Source organism: Haladaptatus cibarius D43 (assembly GCF_000710615.1).
Taxonomy (GTDB): domain Archaea; phylum Halobacteriota; class Halobacteria; order Halobacteriales; family Haladaptataceae; genus Haladaptatus; species Haladaptatus cibarius.
Genome location: NZ_JDTH01000002.1, coordinates 1,295,345 through 1,315,686 on the forward strand (window position 1 = coordinate 1,295,345; position 20,342 = coordinate 1,315,686).

Sequence of the window (20,342 nt, forward strand, 5' to 3'; positions counted from 1 at the left end):
ATGCTCACTCCCACAGCATGACACACGGCAGTTCCGGGTTGTCAAGTCGAAGCAACGAATAGCCGATGCCGGACTCGCCGAGGAAAAACGTTGGGTTGTACCAGTCTTCGGTCTGCCACGGAACCGTGTACTGGCCTATCGTTTCCGCACGCTGGACGGCCGACCCGGCCAACGCTCTGGCCGATTCCCGATATTGCTCTTCATCCAGCGTTCTTCCGGCCCGTAACAGGAACTCCACGCGACCGAAATTGCCACAGCATACATGGTCACGGTCAACGAGCGTGGTTGGGTCGGTTCCGCGAAGCGCGTGTTCGACCTCCTGCCGAAACCCGCTATCGGGTTCTGCGTTGGGTTCGATTTCGAACATGCCGAGGCGTGCTAACCCGATTCCGGCCCGCCCGGAACACCATCCGGTCACGAAGTCCGTGTCGGTCAGCAGTCGGCGGTCGGGCCAGTTGTTCCGCTCCGGCGAGAACGATTCTCGCTCGAATCGAATGCCTTCGACCGCGGCATCCCGAAACCGAGAGTGGCCACTCGCATCGGCGAGTTTGAACAGAGAATACGCGATACCGGCGATTCCGTGGGAAAAACCGGTGAGCGCCTGCACGTTGTTGATGGTGTGCCAAACGAGAACCCCGTCCTCCTCGATGCGGTTCGAACAGAGATGGTCTCCGGCGATAGTGGCTCGCTCCAACACCGCCTCGTCACCGGTTTCCTCGTACAGCGCCAGTAGTCCCAATATCACGCCAGCAGTGCCGCCGAGCGCGTCGAACAGTTCGTCCTCCTCGATTCGTTCGGGAGTTAGTATCGCGGCGATTTCCTCCGCCGTTCGGATGTATTCGTCGTCAGATAGCAGTTGTCCGACCTTCGTACAGCCGTAAATCAGCGACCCGATTCCGTGGCCTGCACCGACCCTATCGTCGGAAAACGGGTTTCCCTTTTCGACATCCAGTCGGTCGATGAGCGGTGCGACGACGTCGGCGGTAAATTGCCGATACTCGTCTTCTCCCGTAACGTTCGCCAGCGCGGCGCTGAACACGGCAATCCCAATTCGACCCTCGTACAGGTCTTCTATCAGTCGATGGAAATAGATGCCGCCGTTTCGGTGTTCGCGGAGGTGCCACGTCACAGAGTCATACGGCGTCGTGCGTTTGTGGTTCCGGATTCGATCGAATATCTCCCGCGACCGTCGTCGAAACAGGTCGGCACTCGCGGGGGTCGTCCGTCCATCAGTTTCATCACCAGTCTCGGTTTGGGAGCGTGGCGGCGTGGGATGTGAAATCTCTTCCTCCGCATACGCCAACTTGAAGTAGTCGAGTTGGTTTCGCAAATCCGATTCGCCGAACTCGTTGATTCGGTCACGAACCTGCTCGATGGGCGTCGTTTCGAAGACGTCTTTCACGGCCTGGCCATCGTGGCGTAACTTGGTATCGGTCGCATTGACAGTAAATCGCGGAATGTCGAACCGCCACATTGCGGTTCGTTCAGCCTCGTACACGTCCCACATCTCCTCCCCGACGGTTTCCTCGGTAAACGGTCGAGCCAACAGTTCCACCTTGCAGCCGAATTTCAGGCCGGTTCGGAGGTACGCAGGCGTGGTGGCCGGAACGAGCGTCCTGCCGTAAATCTTCGTAGAGCGGTAGAGAAACCGGACTTCCGTCCCCTCGAACAGTGCTATCGGCCCGTCCTCCGCGAGAATTTCCGCCCGGTTGTCGAGGAAGAACCGGTACATCTCCTCGAAACCGCCAATGAGGGGATCGGCGTGGTTTTCCGGCGTGATTCGATCGCCGTCGAGGAGTGGAAGACTCTCGCCTTCGATGGTTCGCGTGTCCCGATAGTCGAGTTCCATGATGTCCGTGTTGACGTCAGAGAACTCCGGAATCTCGACGCCGGTTGCTTCTCCCTCCTCGGCACCGAGGCCGTCGATACGCTGAATGTCCGATGACGGCAGATACATCGGAAGGACACGCATCCGCAGAAGTGACCCGTGGACGAGGTCGTACATTTCGTTGCCCGCGGTTCGTTTGTCCGCTGCAAGGACGGGTTCGAGAACCGTTTCGAGGTCAACGACGACCGGTTGGTCGCCTACCGCGACGATGTTCTCCAGATGGCCGTCGGTGAAGTTGAGCGCGTACAGGATGGCCAACAGCATCCCCGAACGTCGGTAGTAGTCGTCTACCTCCGACTGGGCCGAACACGAATCGGATTCGACCCACTCCTGCCAGCCGTACGTTTCGCGTGGCAGGCAGGTGAGCGTCCGAACGTTCGGGAGGTCGGCGGCGTCGTTCACCCATTCGAGAAAGTCGTAAAACGCGGTGTCGATACGCATATCGCGGGGCTTGTATGCGGTTTTCGTTCCGGATTCGAACGTGACGCCGAGAACCGTCTTCCCGCCCTGATGCGGGTCGCCGAGGAAGTCGATGTCCGTTACCGGCCCGAGGTCGCCGTCGGAACCGAACGTTTCGTTGAGGGCGGTTCGGTCGGCAGCGAGGTGCGAACTAAACGATTCGACGGCGTCGATCCACTGTCGAACGAACGTGATGAGCAGTTTCGACAGAACGGCATATTCGATGCAAAACGACCGCAGGCCGCCCTGAGTCAGAGTCTCCGTGAAAGAATCGTAATATTTTCGCGGCGAACTCGGCCTGTCGGGATTCTCCGCCACCGCGAGTTCCGGGTCGCGTGCGGCGATGAATCCCTTGAACTCGATGAACAGCGGATGCGCGAAAATGGTGTGAAATCGGTCGAGAAGCCACCGCTTGAACGCATCTACCGCCGGTTCCGGTGTTTCCCTCCAATCGACTTTCTCAGACGCGTATTCCACGAGAACGTTCAGAAAATGGGCGAACGGAACGTCGTCCGTTCTGAGCGGGTCGTCCACCGAAGCCACATCGGTCGCCTCCACGAACAAGAGGAGTTCGTCCAATTGGTCTACCCACGCGGGAAGGGCGTCGTCATCCGACCAATCGGTCATCTGAATCCGACGGCGACACTCGGCCACAGAGAGGCCAGCGATTTCGAGACGTTTCTGAAACGGGTCTTCCTCGCCGTCCGCAACCCGGGCACGCCATTCATCCATCCAGTCGTCAGGGTTTTCGACAACCTCCCGTGACAGGTCGTCTGACGACGTTCGAAGTCGGTCGTGCAGTGTTTTGGCTCGGACAGCGACTCGTTTCTTTTCTTCGGTGGTCAGACTCATCGTGGAAAATGCACTATGTTTGAAATATGGAAACTACGTCAGTATGGTACACAGACTGAATACAGCAATCGAGGAGATACAGCACCGAACGGTACTGGCTCCTACCACTGCTCGCTTACTGAAGTTGCGTGTTGCAACTGTTGAACCCACACGAGTCCGGTGCGGCGGCGTCGTGTTCGAGTTCGTCGATGGTTGGCTCATCGCGCGCGTATTTGTCTTCGAACTGTGCTTTGAGGTCGTTCGTTGGCATGCTTGTTGCGGACATAACCAAATTCATATAGTTATCTATATGTATTAAGTATTTCTATCACTGAAATAGAACCTATATGAAAGTCTTAAGATTTTATTATTATATGGGAAATAGTGTGTTTTTTATATTGCTGTAGATACGTAACGTGTAGATGGGTGTATCACTACCGAAATTCATGGGCGGTCTTCGCTCGAATACGGCGTTCACGCGGCTATTTTTGGGCCGAATCGTCACCAACGCGGGCGACAGCATGTACGCAATCGCCGCGATGTGGCTCGTGTACGACCTCACCGGCTCTCCGTTCTATACGGGACTCGCCAGTTTTCTCGTTCGAGTGCCGACCGCCCTTCAGTTTCTCGTGGGGCCGCTGGTTGACCGATGGCCGCTCCGGTCGTTGTTGGTGGGTACGCAACTCATACAGGGCCTCTGTGTGCTGGCAGTTCCCATCGCGGCGGCGGTTGACTTGCTTTCCGTCTGGTTGGTTCTGCTGGTCATGCCTCTCTTGACCTTTCTCAACCAGTTCGTCTATCCGGCCCAACAGGCGACCCTTCCCCGAATTCTCGATGATGACGAACTCATCCGGGCGAACTCTCTGTTCTCGTTCGCCTACCAAGGTCTTAACATGGTCTTCAACGCGGCCAGCGGGGTACTCATCGCAGTCATCGGGGCGGTGGCGCTCTATCTGGTCAACGCGGCGACGTTCGCCGTCGCCGTCGTCCTCTTCCTTGGACTGAAAATTCCGGATGTCGCCCAAAGCGCGGATGGAGGGGACGAAAGCGACGAGACGGAGGGCGCTGAATCTACGGACTCCACGGAATCCACCGAAGAGTCGGACGATGACAACTATTTCGTTCGACTCCGCGAAGGGCTTAGCTACGTCCGTGGCTCCGTCCTCCGTGCGCTGATATTCGGTGGCATCATCGTCAACTTCGCATACGGCGTGATGATTGCCGTCCTTCCGGCCTTCGCGGCAACCCGCGGTGGTGCCGAAGCGTACGGTCTGTTCATGGCCGCGATGGCCGCCGGAAACCTCGTCGGCGCGATGGCGGCACCGGTCGTAGACGACTATCCGTTCGGGTGGATTACCATCGTCGGCTACGTGCTCTCCGCGGTCTGCTGGATTGGCGTGCTCACCGTGACGTGGTTCCCGGCGTCTATCGTGTTGTTCTTCTGCACGTTCGTGCCTATCGGAGCCGCCAACGTGGTACTCCATTCGATGATACAATCCACGGTACACGATTCCCTCCTCGGACGCGTCTCTTCCGTCAACGCAAGCCTGAGCACGGTGACCCTTCCGGTCGGGTCGCTTCTCGGCGGGACGCTCGCAACGACGCTCGGCAGTGCGACGGTTATGTCCGGATTGGCAATCGCATTGCTCAGCCTGAGCGTCTATTTTCTCGTCCGACCGAAACTGCGGACGCTCCCGCCGGTCGGAGAGGCCGACGAATCAATTCTCGACTTCGATAAAAATATCTAAATTTATCGTAGAAAATTTAATAACATAATATTATAAACTACATACAATGATTCACGTTGGAATCTCCGATGAGGGGATGCCAGACTTCCCACTCAAGAAGTTGGATAACGGATACGTCGTTCCGGACGCATCCGTGGCGGACATCCATCGCGCCCATCGACGCCAAACCCGAAATCAGGTTGCACTCGCGGTCGAGGCCGAAGAATTGGGCTACGATTACGTCGTCCATCCGGAACACCACGTCTCGCTTCAGGATGCTAACTCACCGAACCCGATTCTCACGCAGACCGCCGTCGCGGCGCAGACGGAGCGCATTCGTCTACTCCAAATGGCGAACATCCTATCGTGGCACGAACCGGTTCGACTGGCCGAGCAAATCGGAATGCTCGACAACATCAGCGACGGCCGAGTTGAGGTTGGCGTCGGACGGAGTTCTACACCCCTCGAATCGAGCGTTTTCGGGCAGTACTGGGGCGGGTCGGCACAGAATGATGTCAAAGACCAGCAATCGTTCGAGGAGAAGTTCGAACTGCTGTTGAAGGCATGGACTGAGGAGTTCATCACACAGCACGGCCAGTTCCATCGCGTTCCGCCGTCGTACACAGAATGGGAAAACAATCAGGAGTATCACTACCTGATGGACGAGGCGAGCGAAAGCGACCCGAGCGAGTATATGCAGGTGGACGCCGGAACGGGCAAAACGACGCTGAAATCCGTGCCCGTCATGCCGCAACCGATGCAAAAACCGCATCCACAACTCTGGAAACCTGCGGGGTCTGCGCGCTCCGCGAGGCAGATCGCCGCACAGGGTTTCAACGCCTGTTGTCACTGTACGACCTTTTCCGCGACGAAGGAACTCGTCGAGCAGTATCACGACGCAACGGAAGAAGCGGGCTGGCCCGACCACCGACCCGAGTACGACGGCGAGCCGTTGCGTAAGGGATGGGACGGTGACCGCCGCCGCGGCATCGCCGCAATTCTCGGGGTGTTCAACACGGACGTTGCCAGCGAAGAAACGTTCGAACGATGGAAACGCAGTCAGGAGTTCGCCTTGAACCGAAAGAAGGGGTCGAAACCGCCCGAAGAACCAAGGGCTGTCGAAATCGACATCGAGGAGAAACTGGCGGAGGTAGATGCACCGCTCGTGGGCGACACGGAGGAGATAATCGACCAACTCGCCACGTTTTGGGAAACCTGCGGCTATGAGGATTTCGTCGTTTTCGTGCAGACGAAAATCACCGGGATGAGCCACGAGGAGAACGTCGAACAACTCCGTGCGTTCGCCGAGGACGTGGTACCCCACTTCAAAGAACAGACCCAAGTGTACCAGTAGCCGACTGCTCGGTTCCGATTCGGTGGAAAGAATATAGCTCTAAATTATAGCTAAATTTAAATTGATGGTTTAGAGTATTTACATCAATGGCACAGTTTGGCGTGGCAAACGAGGGAATGCCCGACTATCCGCTCAAGAAGCTGGAAAACGGATACGTCGTTCCAGACGTTTCCGTCGCAGAGATTCATCGGACACATCAACGGCAGACGGGGAATCAGGTCGAGTACGCGGTTCTCGCCGACAAGCTCGGCTACGACTACGTGCTCCAACCAGAGCGTCACTTCACTCTACTCGGCCCGGTATCGCCGAATCAACTGCTCATCCACACTGCGGTTGCGGCACGAACCGAAAACGTTCGCCTCCTCCAGATGGCGAACAACCTCCCGTGGAGCGAACCGGTTCGACTGGCGGAGCAAACCGCCATGTTGGACATCATCAGCGATGGCCGAGCGGAAATCGGCATCGGACGCGGTTCCGACCCAAGAACGACGGCGATTTTCGGGCAGTACTGGGGCGGGTCGAAGCGGAACTTCATGAAAGACCAGCGGTCGTTCGAGGAGAAGTACGAACTGCTGTTGAAAGCGTGGACCGAGGAGTTCGTCACGCATCACGGCGAATTTCATCACGTCCCGCCATCGTACACAGAATGGGAAAACAATCAGGAGTATCACTACCTGATGGACGAGGCGAGCGAAAGCGACCCGAGCGAGTATATGCAGGTGAACGTCGGAACGGGCAAAACGACGCTGAAATCCGTGCCCGTCATGCCGCAACCGATACAGAAACCGCATCCACAACTCTGGAAACCCGCCGCATCCGAGGGATCCGTGAAGTGGGCCGCCCGCCACGGCGTCAACGGCTGTACGTTCGGCAACTCGTTTTCTGGGGTCAAAAAGCGAATCGACCAGTATTACGACGCGGCGGAAGCGGCGGGCTGGCCCGACCACCGGCCCGAATACGACGGCGAACCGTGGCGCAGAGGGTGGGACGCGGAACGCAATCGCGGAATGGTCGGCATGCTCGGCGTGTTCAATACGGAAGTCGCAAGCGAGGAGACGTTCGAACGATGGAAACTGGGGCAGGAGTTCAACTTGAGCAACATCAAAGGGATGAAACCGCCAGAACAGGCGAAAAACTTCACCATCGATGCGGAAGCGATGTTGGAGGAAGGGGACGCACCAATCGTCGGAGGTTCGGAGGAGATAATCGAGGGATTGGTCGAATACAGGGACGTCTGTGGTTACAAGGATTTCATCGTCATCCCACTGATGAAGGCGGTCGGCATGACCCACGACGAAAGCGTCACGCAACTCCGTGCGTTCGCCGAGGACGTGATGCCGTACTTCGAAGAACAATCGGCGACGTAAGGGTTTGTTCTCAAAATCTATCCAGCGAGAACAAGTCGATGTCGTGGCGACTCTTACCGTCGATGGCCAGTTCGGCCAGAATCTCGCCGACCACGCTCGACAGTTTGAATCCGTGGCCCGAAAACCCCGCGCCGACGACGACCTGCGGGTGGTCGGGAAGCGCGTCGATGATGAAATGCTCGTCGGGCGAGTTCGTGAACAGGCAGGTTTCCAATCGCATCGTCGGCCCCGCAGCGGTGGGGAAGTAACGCTCCGTAAATTCGCGGAGAACGCGCTCGTCGGCCCGATTCGGTTCCGCCATCTTATCTGGGTTCACCTGTTCGTGGAAATGGTTGTACTTCCCCACTTTGTAGCCCGGTATGCCGTACTCCGGGAAGCCGTAGAAGTAGCCCTCCTCGCAATCGAGGATGAAAACCGGAAACGATTCGGGGCAGAACTGGTCGGGCGATTCCGGTTGAAACCAGCCGAGAACTTGTCGTTCCGGAATTGCTTGCGATTGCAGCATTGGGAGCAGGTTTTTCGCCCACGCGCCCGCCGTGACGACCATGGTGTCAGCGGTGCAGCTTCCTTTGTCGGTTTCGACCATAACGCCGCCGGAAGACGTCGGTTCCCAGTCGAGCACCGCCTCGCGGGCGCGAATCTCCGCACCGTGGCGATGGGCCGACGCGACGTGCGCGACGACGCACTGCTCGACGTGGAGGAATCCGCCGTCGGGTTCCACGACGGCCACGAAGTCCTCGGGGAGGTCGTAGCCGGGGTAGCGTTCGCCGACTTCCGCCGCCGAAAGCAGTTCGTAGTCGATATCGTGTTCTTCGCAGGATTCGCGCGCACCAGCGACTTTCTCGCTCCCTTCCGGGCCAGCGACGACGCACCCCGTCGTGTGCAGGAGTTGCGTCGGATGCTTCTCGTCCAGTTCGTGCCAGAGGTCGTAGGCACGAGAGAGAAGCGGGACGTAATCCGGATGTTCGTAGTACGCTTTCCGGATGATTCGCGTCACGCCGTGCGACGACCCCTTCGCGTGGGGCACGTCGTAGCGTTCGAGTCCCAGCACTCGCTGGCCTCGTTTTGCGAGGTGGGAAACCGCCGCGCTTCCCATGCCGCCGACGCCGACGACGATGGAATCGTAGTGAGTCATTCACTCGCACCATTGCTGGCAAGGGCATAAGTGGTTCAGTTCGTCGTCGGTTTCGAGTCAGTTCGACGGCGGTTCCAGCGTGCGACGATTCGAAACCGAAATCGCACCGAAAACTGCGGTAATACGCAATTTATGTGTCACCACTACTGTCCGAACGATAGCGGATAGCGTTCCGATAACGGTATATCCTCGAAGTGAATAGCGATGGAAAACACCTGATTCGGGTGCGAACCGTGACGGGACAGACAGACTACATCGACGACGACATTACGGACGCCATTCTCAACGGCTCGAAGTACGAGCGATTGCGCGTCCGTCGGCACAGCATCTTCGACCAATCGATTCCGACGAAATTGGCGTGGCAGAGCGTTCTCCTGCTCGCCTTGGCGCTCGTTGCGCCCATCACGCTGGCGTACCCCTCGGCGGTCGCTGGCCTGTTTCCGGGCGGGGAACCTCTCACGTCCTCGCCGACGGTGCTGATGCCGGGGGCGCTCGTCCTCGTCCTCGAACTCGGGACCGCAGTGGGACACGTCGCCGTCGCTGGCGCGATTCTCCGCGGGGAGTCCACGCTGAGCGAGCGCCGAATGCGACAACTCCTGAGTGTTGAGGAGATGGCGTCGTTCTACGGCTTCGTGGGCGGTGCGCTGCTCCTCGGCATCACGCTCGCGTTCTTCCTGCTCGGGTTTTCGGGCGTCGAAACCCTCCAGCAGTATTCGACGGCGGGAAAACAGGGGCCGTTCGACCCGTCCGGAACCGGGCTCAGCGTGGCCACCGTGTCGATACTGTCGTTCGTGGCGAGCGGCGTGCTCTTCGCATCGAGTCGGTATCTGGCCGTCAAATTGGACTGAGGGGCACGCGGAACACAGCTCTATGGAAATGGACGTCACAGAAACACTGTTCGATGGTACCAGTAGACAGAACGTTTACTGACGTTCATCCCGAACGTGAAAAGGGGTGGGAGTCATGGCGAAGGACGATTGGGATGTCCTGTACGATATTCTACTGGAGCCGTCGATAGACGACAGCGTCTATCGAGCGCTCTCGGACACACAGCGCCGATACACGCTGTACCTCCTCGTGGAATGGGGGCGCGTGTTCGAGGACGAACTGGCGGATATTCTCACCGGATGGATTCACGCGGACGAGTATCGAATGGCGACACCTGACGACCGAGAACGAATACACATCGAACTGCACGAGATACACATCCCGATACTACGGGAGGCAGGACTGGTTCGCTACGACGAACAGATGGAACTCCTTTCGCTCGGGGAGGTATCACCGCCCGTCGGTCGAATCCTCGACTGGGCACGACAGAACGAGCGCCAAAATACCCCTGAGCCGAACTCCGAGTCGTAGATAATGAGCTTCCACAAACACATCACGGCAGTCGAACGGAAGCAGAAGACGCTCGTAGTGTACGCCGCCGACCCGGATACCGACCTCGCGGAGCAGTTCGAAACGAAGAACGTCACGGTGCAGTACAAACGGCTTCGGAGCGTCGGTGGCGACGAATTTCTCGTCGTCCGGGACGACGGGGAGTTCAGAGGAACGGTAGGATTGCAGGCCCTCACGGAGTTTCTTACACCTCCCATCTCCGTCCCGTGGAGCGACGTAGGGGAGTCGTCTTCGTTCCGCGACCTGCTTTCGGTTCTCGACAGAACCCTGTTCACCTCGTTCGAGAAACGGCAGATGCTTGCGACGAGTCGGGAAATCGAAGACCGCGCGTGGCGGGTCGGAGACGGCGAACTCCACGTCGGCTTTCAGTCGCCGTCCGCGTTTCGCGCACAAGTCTCGGTCTACGACCGACTCGCCGATGAGACGAACCTCGACATCCACATCTACGGGCACGGGGAGTGGCGCTCGTTCGAAATGCAGGATGTGACGTTCCACGGGAACAAAACCGACGAAATCGGCGAGGCGTGGTTTCTGGTGTACAACGGCGGCGGCGACCCGTCACAGAAATGTGCACTGCTGGCGGAAGAGCGCGACCCCGACCAGTTCTACGGATTCTGGACGTACAACCCGGAAACGGTGGACGAACTGCTTCGTATCTGCACGAAACCTACGGGTAGAACGACGAAGCAGTCGCGTATCGGTTGTTTGCGTGTTGCGTGATGAACGCATACCAACCGACGAAAACGGCGGAGAGGGAGAGCGTTCCGACGGCACCACCGAGATGGGAAGATACATCGCTACCCATCACTGTCTCCACGATTCCGAGACTTACCGAAACGACGAGAAGCGTGGCGTACAGGCCCATAATCGCGTAGCCGAGTTCGTCCAACTGCGCAGTTTGCACTGCATGGAGAATGAGGAACGACCCGCAGACGAGCGGAATCGCTAGCAGTGCGTGAGTCGGCGTCGGTACGAACAGGGTACCGCCCACGTAGATGAAAACGGCGTAGACGACGATAGTGCAGAGCGACCCTGCCAAGTGGCGGGAGTTCACAGTCGTCGGTACGTCTCTGATTGTTGAATAGTTTTGGAGAGGAACCGTTCGAGATTGAAACGCGGACGAGTCGGCGTGAAAACGTGGTGTCGATTGGAGAACTGCGGAACTGTCACCGGTTTAGAATAACCGGGTACAGCGCGCCGAATACCACGCCGAAGACAGCGGAGTTAATCATGTGAATCGTCCACCCGGCGGCCCCGCCGTCGAGACCCCACAGGGCCGGAATAGCGTGTTCGATGACGGGCCGCATCTGCATCGTCAGCATGACGCCCATCACGGCACCCGCGATGAGTCCCGAGAGCACACCGGACTGCCACGCGTTTTCCCGATAGTTCGCGATTCCGCGTACCAGTTCACTTAACCACGTCCGCGGACAGCTATTCGACACCCGATGAGCTATCGAGACGCGGTCATGGCGGCGAAATACGCCGGTGGGTCGAACGAGCAGGCGACGGCGCTCCACGAACATCGCCTCGAAACCGTCGTCGGAGGCGAGGGATACTTCGGTTTCGACGCACCGCGGGGACTCGTCGTCCACGTCGTACCGGACGCCGTCTACGACGACGGCTACGCTATCGACCTCGCGGAACATTCGATACTTCCCGAAGCAAATCCGTCCCGTCCCACGCAACTGCCCGTTCTCGGCAATCACGACGCCCACGGGACGTGGACTGCCGACGGGTTCGGTGCCTACGTCGAGCAGGGGTCGGACGACGAGCGCGAAGCCGCCTGCGCGGGCTATTCGCATCTCTTTTCGAACGGCGTTATAGAATCCGTCTCGGCGATTCCGTTCGGCGAAGCAGGGGCGGAAAACGAGTCGGAGCAAAGTGAACCGAAGCAGTTGGACGGACGCGCCCTCGAACTCGATTTGACGCGGTGCGTTCGGCGCTATCTCCGCGTTCTCGCGTACCATCAGCAGATGGCCCCGATTCACGTTACGCTCACGATGTACGGCGTCCGCGGCTGTCTGCTGGATTCGAGCGAACCGGAACCGACCGATGCGGGCCGAATGTCCGAAGACATGCTCGCGCCGTTTCCCGTCAACCTGTCGAATTTCGACGCCGACGTTCGAACCGAACTGGCGAATCCCATCGACGCACTCTGGCGGGGTGCAGGCTATCCCGGGTCGCCATTTTTCGAGTCGGGAGAATGGACGCTTCGTTCGGCGTTCGACGGGCAGTAACTCACAAAAACCAGCAATGAATCAACTGCTATATTTCCCGCTATCGGCGAAGGGACGCCTGTACCGCCCGCTCCGCGATTTTCACCGCTCCTCTCGCCGTCCGTTCGAGGGAGCCGACGGCAACTGACCGCACATGCGTCACTTCGTTTTCCCGATACAGTCGTCGCCGCAATTCGGTAACGTCATCGACGAGTTCCCGACAGGTTCGCACCGTCTCGTAGGGCGGTTCGTCCGCGCTCAAAACGTCGTCAACGGCCTGCTCGGTGAGGTGTCGAGACTCTCTGGCGAATCGCTCGAACTCGTCGGGCCACGGGGGGTCGCCCATCGCTTCGCGTTCGACCAGCGTTGCGATTCGTTGGGCTTGCTCCGCAACGTCCGCGAGATGTCGTTGCCGATGGCGTACAGCGCCTTTACCGTCTCTCGGATGTCCGTCGCGGAGCGTCCTTCGACACAGACTTCCGGTGGTTCACCGTCGTCGGTCTGTTCGGCACCGATTATCAACTCGCCGTTCTCGGCGGGGTAGAGCGCCAATTGCATTCCCGCTTCGACGCCGTGTTCGTCCGCCCACTCCTTCGGCAGGGAAATCGTCGTGGAGCTTCCCGTGTATTGGACTTTTCTCGTTTCCATGCCTGACTCTCCGTTATCCGAACTTCCCGCTGACGTAGTCTTCGACGCGCTGACTTTCCGGGTTCTCGAATATTTTCCCCGTATCGTCGTATTCGACCAGTTCGCCGCCGGTGAGGAAAACCGCCGTTTGGTCGGAGATACGCGCCGCCTGTTGCATGTTGTGCGTGACGACGACGACGGTGTACTCCTCCGAGAGGTCGTCCACGAGGTCTTCGATTTTCGCGGTTGCGATGGGGTCGAGTGCGCTCGCGGGTTCGTCCATCAGAATGACTTCCGGGTCGGTAGCGAGACAGCGGGCGATACAGAGGCGTTGTTGCTGGCCGCCAGAAAGCCCCATCGCGTTGTCGTCGAGGCGATCGCTCACCTCGTCCCAGAGCGCGGCGTTCCGGAGCGCTCGTTCGACGAGTTCGTCTTCTTCATCCTCGTTGGCTTCGCCGAGCAGTCGCGCGATGAGGCCCGTTTTGATGTCACCGTGCTTTTGCGGCCCATACGAGACGTTGTCACGAATCGACTTCGGAAACGGGTTCGGTGCCTGAAACACCATCCCGACGCGCTTTCTGAGTTCGACCAGATTGGCGTTGTCTTGATAAATTTCCTCGCCATCAAGGCGAACCGACCCGTCGATTCGGGCGCTGTTAATCCGGTCGTTCATGCGGTTGAGACAGCGCAGGAACGTGGACTTACCACAACCGGACGGCCCGACGAGGGCGGTGACGCTCCGCTCGGGAATCTCCATCGAGATGTCCTTGAGGGCGTGTTCGCCGCCGTAGTGGACGTTCAGCCCCTCAACGGAGAGCTTCGGGTTACCTGCAAACTCGTAGTCTGTCCATTCGTCTTGGAGTTGCTCGGTACTCTCGCCGGACGTGGTGGTTTGCTGGCGTTGCGTCGTCTCTGCTGCCTGTGGTACGTTTTTGCTCATTGCTGTAGTTTCCTTCTGAAGTAGATTCGCGTCCCGATACCGACGGCGTAGAACGAGAGGACGACCAGCAACAGCACGAAGGCCGTCCCCCATCCGAACGCCTCGGCGTTCTCACCGCTCACTCCGGCGGTGATGCTCGCGTACAGTTGGTACGGAAGCGTCGGTGCACTTGCGAGTAGCGCGTCGTTGGTGACGAAGGGAGGTACCGAAGAGAACTCGAACGACCCGAACACCTTCGGTGCCGAATCGCGTAGTCCCCCAGCCATCACCAACAGAATCGGTGCCGTTTCGCCAGCAATGCGACCGACACCGAGGATAACGCCCGTGAGAATACCCGGCATCGCCGCCGGGAGAACGACGCTCTTGATGGTTTCCCACTGGCTCACGCCGAGTGCGGCGCTGGCGTCCCGATACTCGTCCGGAACTGCTAGAACCGCCTCTCGGCTCGTGATTAGCACAAGTGGGATGAGCATGAACCCGAGGATGAGCATCCCGGCGAGCAACGACGTGTTGTTGCCGAGTCGCGGAATCAAAAAGGCGTACCCGAACAGGCCGAAGACCACGCTGGGGGTACTCCAGAGTCCGTTCGTCGCTACCTCGACGACCTGCGTGAACCGACCCTGTTCGGCGTACTCCGTGAGGAAAACCGCCGCGGCGACGGCGAGCGGTACGCCGACGAGGACGGCACCGACGACGACCCAGAAGGTTCCGATGACGGCCGGGAAGACGCCGTTGATTTCGTCCGGACGGAACGTGTACCCGTTGGTGACGAACGGCATCTGTATCCGAACGAACGGTATTTCGGCGTTCAGCATGGGGATGACCGCCGGGCCGATTCCGACGCTGAACTCGCTGAATGCGTGGCCGAATCCCTGTCGCCCGATGAACAGGAGCAACATCGCCAGAATCGCCAGCATTGTGATTGCGCTGAGGCCGATAAGTGCAAACGCACCGCGCTGACAACCGCGGCTTCCGAATCCTTCGCTCGCCAGAGAACCAGCCCACGCGCCGAACAGTCCGGTCACCCCAGCAAATGCCGGAACCACCAAATAGCCCGGGAACGCCGCCGAGAGGCCGGTGGGTTCCCACGACCAACTCGCGGTGAGCACGTCGCCGAGGACGAGTCCAGTGAGGCCGAGGGCGAACAGTCCGACCGGCACCGTCGTCCCGAGGTCTTCGCGGGCGGCGAGTACGCCAACTGCCACGACGATACCGACGACAACTGCAACTGGCACCCAGACGACTGCGCCGAACTCGAACGTCTGGGAAACGGTCAGTCCCGTCACGAACAGTGCGATGATACCGAATCCAACGCCGGTCACCGCGCCGGTTCGTTCGTCCGGTGTCGTCTCGAACCGACCGCTCCACGAACCGACGCCGATTCCGAGGACGCCGAAACCGATGAGCGCGGTCAGCAGTGCGAACACGTCCAACAGCCCGATACCCAACAGCGACGTTGCTTCCGTCGTTTCGCGGAGGAACGTCGTCGCGGTCAGGAGTGGCGTGACGATACCAAGTGCTACGATTCCGTACGACAGCCATTCGAGGATGCTCTTTTCGCCGTCCACGAGTGCGGTATCGCGCTTGAACGTGCCGCTCATGTGTCACCACCCAGTTGTCGTTTCATCCGCTTCTCGATGAGTTGTGAGACAGTACTGATTATCATCACAACGACGAACAGTACGACACCGGCCGCGAACAACGCCTGCATGTGGGGGCCGTGGGCGTTGCCGTACTGGCTCGCAATGAGGCTCGTCAGCGTTTCGGTGTTACCGAAGACGTTGTACAGCGGTTCGGGAAGCCGCTGGCTATGACCGAGAATGACCGTCGCGGCCATCGTCTCGCCGATGGCCCGGCCGACGCCGAGCAAAACCGCCGCCGAGACGCCCGAGAAAGCGGCGGGAATGGAAATCCCCTTCATCGTCTGCCAGTCGGTGACGCCGAGCGCCAGCGAGCCGTCTTTCATCGGGCCGGGAACGCTCGACAGTGCGTCCTCGGCGACGGAGACGACAGTCGGGAGCGCCATCAGCCCGATAACCAATCCGACGAGGAATAAGCTCCCGAAGTCCGGGAGAGAAAAATGTTCCATGAGGTAGCTGTTCAGCGTCACGTACCCGAGGTATCCGTACACGATGGACGGAACCCCTGCGAGTACCTCGATCCCGGGCTTGACGACCTCGCGCACGCTCGTCGGAGCAATTTCGCTGATGAACAGCGCTCCGGCGATACCGAGTGGGGCTGCGATGCACATTGCGATGGCCGTCGTCACCAGCGTTCCCCAAATCATCGGCGTGAGTGCGTAGACGTTCCCGCCCGTGTTCCAGAAGTCCTCAATGCCCGGCCACACCGTCGTGCCGAAGACGGTCATCGACTCTTCGAGGGCGAAGAGGCGGATTCCCATTTGGGTGAGGATGGGAAACGCCTCGATGAAGAGGAACACCGTGATGAGCGAGAGTATCAACACAGTCGAAATCGTTGCGAGTAACGTCAGCGCCCGGGCGGTCGCCGCCTGCTGTTCGACCCAACCGTAGGCGACGGTGAGCAGGAATCCAAGTATTGCGAACACCGTGAACTGCGACCCCGTTATGAACCCGACGAACGACGCGATAAGCAGTATCGCGCCGAGCGCTTGTGTCAGTGCGGCTCCACGGTCGTCTACGGTGTCGTGAACCGATTCGGAGAGTGCCGCCTCTCCGGTCATCGTTCACCTATCCGTTGCTTTTCTACATTCATGTTTCAAAATTTAAATAAATTCGACAGTCGTTTCGTGTCCAATGCCGATACGGTCGCGCGAGCGGACTACTGGTTCGTCGGCTCCGGAAGCTTGTCGAGTTGCTTCTGTCGCTCCTCGTCCGTGAGGGTCAGGTAGTTCGCCGGTTCGACGAACATCTTCTGACCGTACTCGTGGAGAATCATGCGGATGAACGCCGCCTCTTTGTTCGACGTCCCTTCCCACGTGTAGCAGTGGAGCGCGCGGGAAAGCGGGTAGTCGAGACTGCCGAGGTTGTCGCCATACGTGTAGGTCGTCCCTTCGATTTCGAGCGCAAGTGGTGCAACCGGGCCGTCTTCCTCGACGAACGCGAGCGCGATGTAGGCGATGGCGTTGTCGGAGTTCTCGACGAGCGCCGCAACCTGCTGGTTCTGGCCCTTTCGAACGTCCGTACCGCCCATGTCGGCGTCCGGGTCACCGAGAACGTTGGCGCGGAAGGACGTGTCGGTACCCGAGCCTTCGGCACGGCCGACTGCCTGAATCTCCTTGTCCGGGCCGTCAAACTCCGACCAGTTCTGTATCTCCCCGCGGTAGATCTGCTGAAGTTGTTTGAGCGTGAGTTTCTCGACGCCTGCGTCGTAGATTTGACGGCTCACGACGATTGGCTGGGCGTCAACCGCGACGATGTGGTCGGTGAACGGTTCGAGTTCGGACTCGCTTCGGTTGGGGAACTCGGCGCTGACCGGTGCGGATGCGTCACCGATGTCGACCTGCCCCTTTTCGAGTTTGGTGAGGCCGACACCCGTGTGGTTCAGTCCGATGGACGTGTAGAACGGCGGTGTTCCCTCTTCGCCGCTGGGTTCGAAATCGTAGAGGCCCGCCCAGTAGTCGGCCATGTTCTTGTCCGTCTGGATGTCGTCCCAGCCCGGGACGCTCGATTCATCGCTAGAACCCCAGTACTCGCCGTCGGACGCGGGGGCGTTTCCGTTCCAGAGCGACCCCGCTTGGCTCGTGATGGGGTAGACCGTCGAAGACCCGTCCGCGGTCAGTGGCTGATTCGACGAACTGCCGCCGCCGTTGTTCGAATTCGAACTGCTGTTGTTTCCGTTGCCGTCAGTCGTGTCGTCTCCACTGGTTCCGCTACAGCCCGCGAGCGCCATGGCACCTGCAGTGCCCGTGAGTGCGATGAATTTGCGTCGTGATGCGCCGGTCGTTGGTCGCTCTGAGTCTCGCGTCATTCAGGTAGCACTGCCCGTCGTTCGGTAAAAACTACTTATATTAGTGATATATCTCTCTGACCAACACAACAGTTCACTATGAACTCATCTGTTGGATAGCGTATGCTATATACCAATATTATTCGTCCCCTGTGTGAAGCCGAATGGATGTATGGATGCTGATGATTCGAGGACGAGCCGATACGCGAAGGAGGGCGAAATCGACATCGACCGGGAGTTGCGCTGGTTTCATCTGCGCTTCAACCCATCCGCTTATGAGTCTTTTCCAAGTCTTAATTTGTACATAAATTCTCTTGCGATAGCTCGTATCCAGTCTCGATTAGAAATGATACCAAGGCAGAAGTTGCAAATAAAATCATAAATCGCTATTCCGACAATATTCTCGCCGCGTCTTCGACAGCATCAGTCGTCCCCAGAAGCGTGACCACATCACCCTCCTCCAGCACGACATCGGATTTCGGAATGATGTACTCGGAATCTCGTTGAACGAGCACGACGGTGCTTTCGTCCGGAAAGTCGATGTCGCCGAGTTGGCGTCCAACCACCGACGCCGAATCGGCAGTTACCTCGGTAACGTCGTTCTCCTCGCCGACGCCCGACAGCCACGCGAAGAAACTCGGTCGAAGGATGAGGTCGTCCATCGTATCGACGGTGGCGAGCGTCGGTGTCGTGGTTCGAACTCCTAAGTCTTCGAAAGCGTCTACGTTCTCCGTGTCGTTCACCTGTGCGAGCAGGTTTTCGACGCCGAACTTCGTTCGCGCGGTCTGACAGGCGAGGATGTTCTGGTCGTCTTCGCTCGTCGCGGCGACGACCATCTTCGCGCCTTCGACACCCGCTTCGTCGAGAACTTCGGCGCTCGTGCCGTTTCCGTGAACCACCGAGTAGCCGTCCGCCCGGAGGTCGGTGACGACTTCCACGTCGCGTTCGATGATGATTGGGTTTTCACCGCGTTCTTCGAGCCGTTCTGCGAGGGTTCGTCCGATTCGGCTTCCGCCGATGATGAGTATCGTCATGGGTACGATGTCGAGTCTCTGTGCGATGAACGGCGCGCCGCCTGCTTCGAGGACGACGGTGACGAGAATGACGAGGAAAACGACGCTCACGACGCTTTCGGCGTTCGCCACGTTGGACTGCGCGAGTTGGAGCGAAAAGAGCGTCGCCGTCGATGCGGGGATGATTCCCCGCGGGCCGACCGCGGAGATGAACAGTCGTTCGTTTCGGCTGAAATCGGAACGAATCGTCGAGAGAAACACGGAGAGCGGTCTGAAAACCAGCATCGCAATCAGTACGACGGCGACGCCAGCCAGCCCGAATTCCACGAGTTCCTCGAACCTGAGCAGTGATGCGAGGATGATGTAGACGACGCTCAACACGATTGCCGTAACGTCGCCGCTGAAGCCCTCGATTTCCTCCTCGTAGGGGATGTCAGCGTTGCCCACCAGCAGTCCGGCGACCGCGACCGAAACGACCCCCGCCTCCGAGGCGAACAGGTCGGCCACGGCGAACGAAATTAAGGCTGTAGCGATGACGGTTATCCGCGAATTTTGCGGGGTTCGGCTGAAATTTCGAAGCACGTAGATTACGCTAACCGCCGTGACGATGCCGATGAGGACGCCGACGCCCAACTGCGTGACGAACTCGATGACGATTTCCTCGCCTACCGGCCCGCCGCCCGTGAACGGTCGTTCGCCGAGCGCCGCCGCGCTGAAGATGACTGCGCCGAGAACCGACGCGACGGGGTCGTTGACGATGCCTTCGGTTTCGAGCGTCGTTTTCACGTTCTCGCGCACGTCCGTCTGTTCCAGAATCGGGGTTATCACGGTCGGCCCGGTGGCGACGAGAAGTGCGGAGATGAGAAACGAAAGGCTCCACTGCAAATCGAGCAGGTATCGTATCGTGAGTCCCAAGCCGAGAAACGTAATCGCGGAACCGAGCGTGACGAGCCTGAGTGTTGCCGTCGATGCCGACCGGATTCTGGAAGAAGTGAGGTTGAACGCACCCTCGAAGACGATGATTGCGACCGCCAACGAAACGATGGTAGAGAGCGCGTTACTGAACAGAGAGGGGTCGAGGAGGCCGACGACTTCCGGGCCGAACAGAATACCGAATCCGAGCAGGAAGACGACGTTCGGAACTCCAAACCTGTCGGCGAGCAGTTTCGACACCGCTCCAAGAAGGATTATTGACGCCGACGCCAGCAGTGCATCAGTGGCCATCGCGTAGCAGTCACGGTGTGTCGGTTGACCCGAGTGCTTGGGATGGGCGACCGACCACACGCAAGGGACAGTCAACCGATTCATGGATAAATATCGCGGCCATGGCGGACAGGCGCTCGATTACGAATCATCGACGGATTGGATGATTCCGGGTGACTGACTGACGGCATTGTTCACCGTTCACTTCGTTGCCCGCGTTCCGAGTTCGACCATGCGATGCCTCGTATTTGTCC

Annotated in this window: 20 protein-coding genes; 8 read left to right on the forward strand and 12 right to left on the reverse strand. The window is 58.9% G+C overall.

From position 1 onward, the window contains the following. Positions 1–4: 4 nt before the first annotated feature. Together HL45_RS12075 and HL45_RS21810 are read right to left on the reverse strand one after the other, a co-directional pair. On the reverse strand, positions 5–3,199 hold the full coding sequence (locus HL45_RS12075) for a type 2 lanthipeptide synthetase LanM family protein (protein WP_049971341.1): 3,195 nt from the start codon (positions 3,197–3,199) through the stop codon (positions 5–7). 115 nt (positions 3,200–3,314) lie between these two features. Then, the gene (locus HL45_RS21810; RefSeq protein WP_267879589.1) at positions 3,315–3,449 is read right to left on the reverse strand and encodes a hypothetical protein; all 135 of its coding nucleotides are present in this window, start codon (positions 3,447–3,449) and stop codon (positions 3,315–3,317) included. A gap of 151 nt (positions 3,450–3,600) precedes the next feature. On the opposite strand from HL45_RS21810, the gene HL45_RS12080 reads away from it, so the two are divergent. From HL45_RS12080 to HL45_RS12090, 3 genes are all read left to right on the forward strand, one after another. Further along, entirely contained in the window at positions 3,601–4,926 is a 1,326-nt protein-coding gene (locus HL45_RS12080; RefSeq protein WP_049971343.1) for an MFS transporter, read from the forward strand. Positions 4,927–4,972: 46 nt separating this feature from the next. After that, positions 4,973–6,259, forward strand: coding sequence for an LLM class flavin-dependent oxidoreductase (locus HL45_RS12085; protein WP_049971344.1), 1,287 nt, complete (start codon positions 4,973–4,975; stop codon positions 6,257–6,259). Between the two features lie 86 nt (positions 6,260–6,345). Then, positions 6,346–7,626 (forward strand): LLM class flavin-dependent oxidoreductase, encoded by a 1,281-nt coding sequence (locus tag HL45_RS12090; protein ID WP_049971345.1) that lies wholly within the window; start codon positions 6,346–6,348, stop codon positions 7,624–7,626. 10 nt (positions 7,627–7,636) lie between these two features. Here the strand turns inward: HL45_RS12090 and solA are convergent, their stop codons facing one another. Continuing rightward, positions 7,637–8,761, reverse strand: a complete 1,125-nt coding sequence (gene solA, locus HL45_RS12095) for an N-methyl-L-tryptophan oxidase (protein ID WP_049971346.1) — start codon at positions 8,759–8,761, stop codon at positions 7,637–7,639. A gap of 233 nt (positions 8,762–8,994) precedes the next feature. Here solA and HL45_RS12100 point away from each other — a divergent pair, with 233 nt between their 5' ends. The 3 genes from HL45_RS12100 to HL45_RS12110 all read left to right on the forward strand — a co-directional run bounded on the left by HL45_RS12100 (position 8,995) and on the right by HL45_RS12110 (position 10,879). Beyond that, positions 8,995–9,609, forward strand: a complete 615-nt coding sequence (locus HL45_RS12100) for a hypothetical protein (RefSeq protein ID WP_049972020.1) — start codon at positions 8,995–8,997, stop codon at positions 9,607–9,609. A 115-nt stretch (positions 9,610–9,724) separates the two neighbouring features. Beyond that, positions 9,725–10,120: a DUF7344 domain-containing protein gene (locus tag HL45_RS12105; protein ID WP_049971347.1), complete on the forward strand. Its 396-nt coding sequence runs from the start codon at positions 9,725–9,727 to the stop codon at positions 10,118–10,120. 3 nt (positions 10,121–10,123) lie between these two features. Continuing rightward, positions 10,124–10,879, forward strand: a complete 756-nt coding sequence (locus HL45_RS12110; protein ID WP_084156903.1) for a DICT sensory domain-containing protein — start codon at positions 10,124–10,126, stop codon at positions 10,877–10,879. Here HL45_RS12110 and HL45_RS12115 read toward each other — a convergent pair. Next, a complete protein-coding gene (locus HL45_RS12115) occupies positions 10,827–11,213 on the reverse strand; it encodes a hypothetical protein (protein ID WP_049971348.1) in 387 nt (128 codons plus the stop codon). The two genes, HL45_RS12110 and HL45_RS12115, sit on opposite strands and share 53 nt — an antisense overlap. 112 nt (positions 11,214–11,325) lie before the next feature. Continuing rightward, entirely contained in the window at positions 11,326–11,604 is a 279-nt protein-coding gene (locus HL45_RS12120) for a hypothetical protein (protein WP_049971349.1), read from the reverse strand. Between the two features lie 3 nt (positions 11,605–11,607). Here HL45_RS12120 and HL45_RS12125 point away from each other — a divergent pair, with 3 nt between their 5' ends. After that, on the forward strand, positions 11,608–12,399 hold the full coding sequence (locus tag HL45_RS12125) for a hypothetical protein (RefSeq protein ID WP_233274765.1): 792 nt from the start codon (positions 11,608–11,610) through the stop codon (positions 12,397–12,399). 40 nt (positions 12,400–12,439) lie between these two features. On the opposite strand, the gene HL45_RS12130 is transcribed toward HL45_RS12125, so the two are convergent. The 7 genes from HL45_RS12130 to HL45_RS12165 all read right to left on the reverse strand — a co-directional run bounded on the left by HL45_RS12130 (position 12,440) and on the right by HL45_RS12165 (position 20,109). Beyond that, the gene (locus tag HL45_RS12130) at positions 12,440–12,640 is read right to left on the reverse strand and encodes a hypothetical protein (protein WP_049971350.1); all 201 of its coding nucleotides are present in this window, start codon (positions 12,638–12,640) and stop codon (positions 12,440–12,442) included. Continuing rightward, positions 12,637–13,026 carry an AbrB/MazE/SpoVT family DNA-binding domain-containing protein gene (locus HL45_RS12135; RefSeq protein ID WP_049971351.1) on the reverse strand — a complete coding sequence of 130 codons (390 nt, stop codon included), beginning with the start codon at positions 13,024–13,026 and terminating at the stop codon, positions 12,637–12,639. Before HL45_RS12135 ends, HL45_RS12130 begins: the two co-directional genes overlap by 4 nt. 13 nt (positions 13,027–13,039) lie before the next feature. Next, positions 13,040–13,945, reverse strand: a complete 906-nt coding sequence (gene pstB, locus HL45_RS12140; RefSeq protein WP_049971352.1) for a phosphate ABC transporter ATP-binding protein PstB — start codon at positions 13,943–13,945, stop codon at positions 13,040–13,042. Further along, a complete protein-coding gene (gene pstA / locus HL45_RS12145; RefSeq protein ID WP_049971353.1) occupies positions 13,942–15,546 on the reverse strand; it encodes a phosphate ABC transporter permease PstA in 1,605 nt (534 codons plus the stop codon). Before pstA ends, pstB begins: the two co-directional genes overlap by 4 nt. Continuing rightward, a complete protein-coding gene (gene pstC / locus HL45_RS12150) occupies positions 15,543–16,646 on the reverse strand; it encodes a phosphate ABC transporter permease subunit PstC (RefSeq protein WP_049971354.1) in 1,104 nt (367 codons plus the stop codon). Before pstC ends, pstA begins: the two co-directional genes overlap by 4 nt. Positions 16,647–16,744: 98 nt before the next feature. Next, positions 16,745–17,893 (reverse strand): PstS family phosphate ABC transporter substrate-binding protein, encoded by a 1,149-nt coding sequence (locus tag HL45_RS12155; RefSeq protein WP_049971355.1) that lies wholly within the window; start codon positions 17,891–17,893, stop codon positions 16,745–16,747. Between the two features lie 365 nt (positions 17,894–18,258). Next, the gene (locus tag HL45_RS12165) at positions 18,259–20,109 is read right to left on the reverse strand and encodes a cation:proton antiporter domain-containing protein (RefSeq protein ID WP_049971357.1); all 1,851 of its coding nucleotides are present in this window, start codon (positions 20,107–20,109) and stop codon (positions 18,259–18,261) included. A gap of 37 nt (positions 20,110–20,146) precedes the next feature. Here HL45_RS12165 and HL45_RS21815 point away from each other — a divergent pair, with 37 nt between their 5' ends. Continuing rightward, complete coding sequence (locus tag HL45_RS21815; protein ID WP_267879590.1) at positions 20,147–20,269, forward strand: hypothetical protein; 123 nt, start codon at positions 20,147–20,149, stop codon at positions 20,267–20,269. The last annotated feature ends 73 nt before the right edge of the window (positions 20,270–20,342 follow it).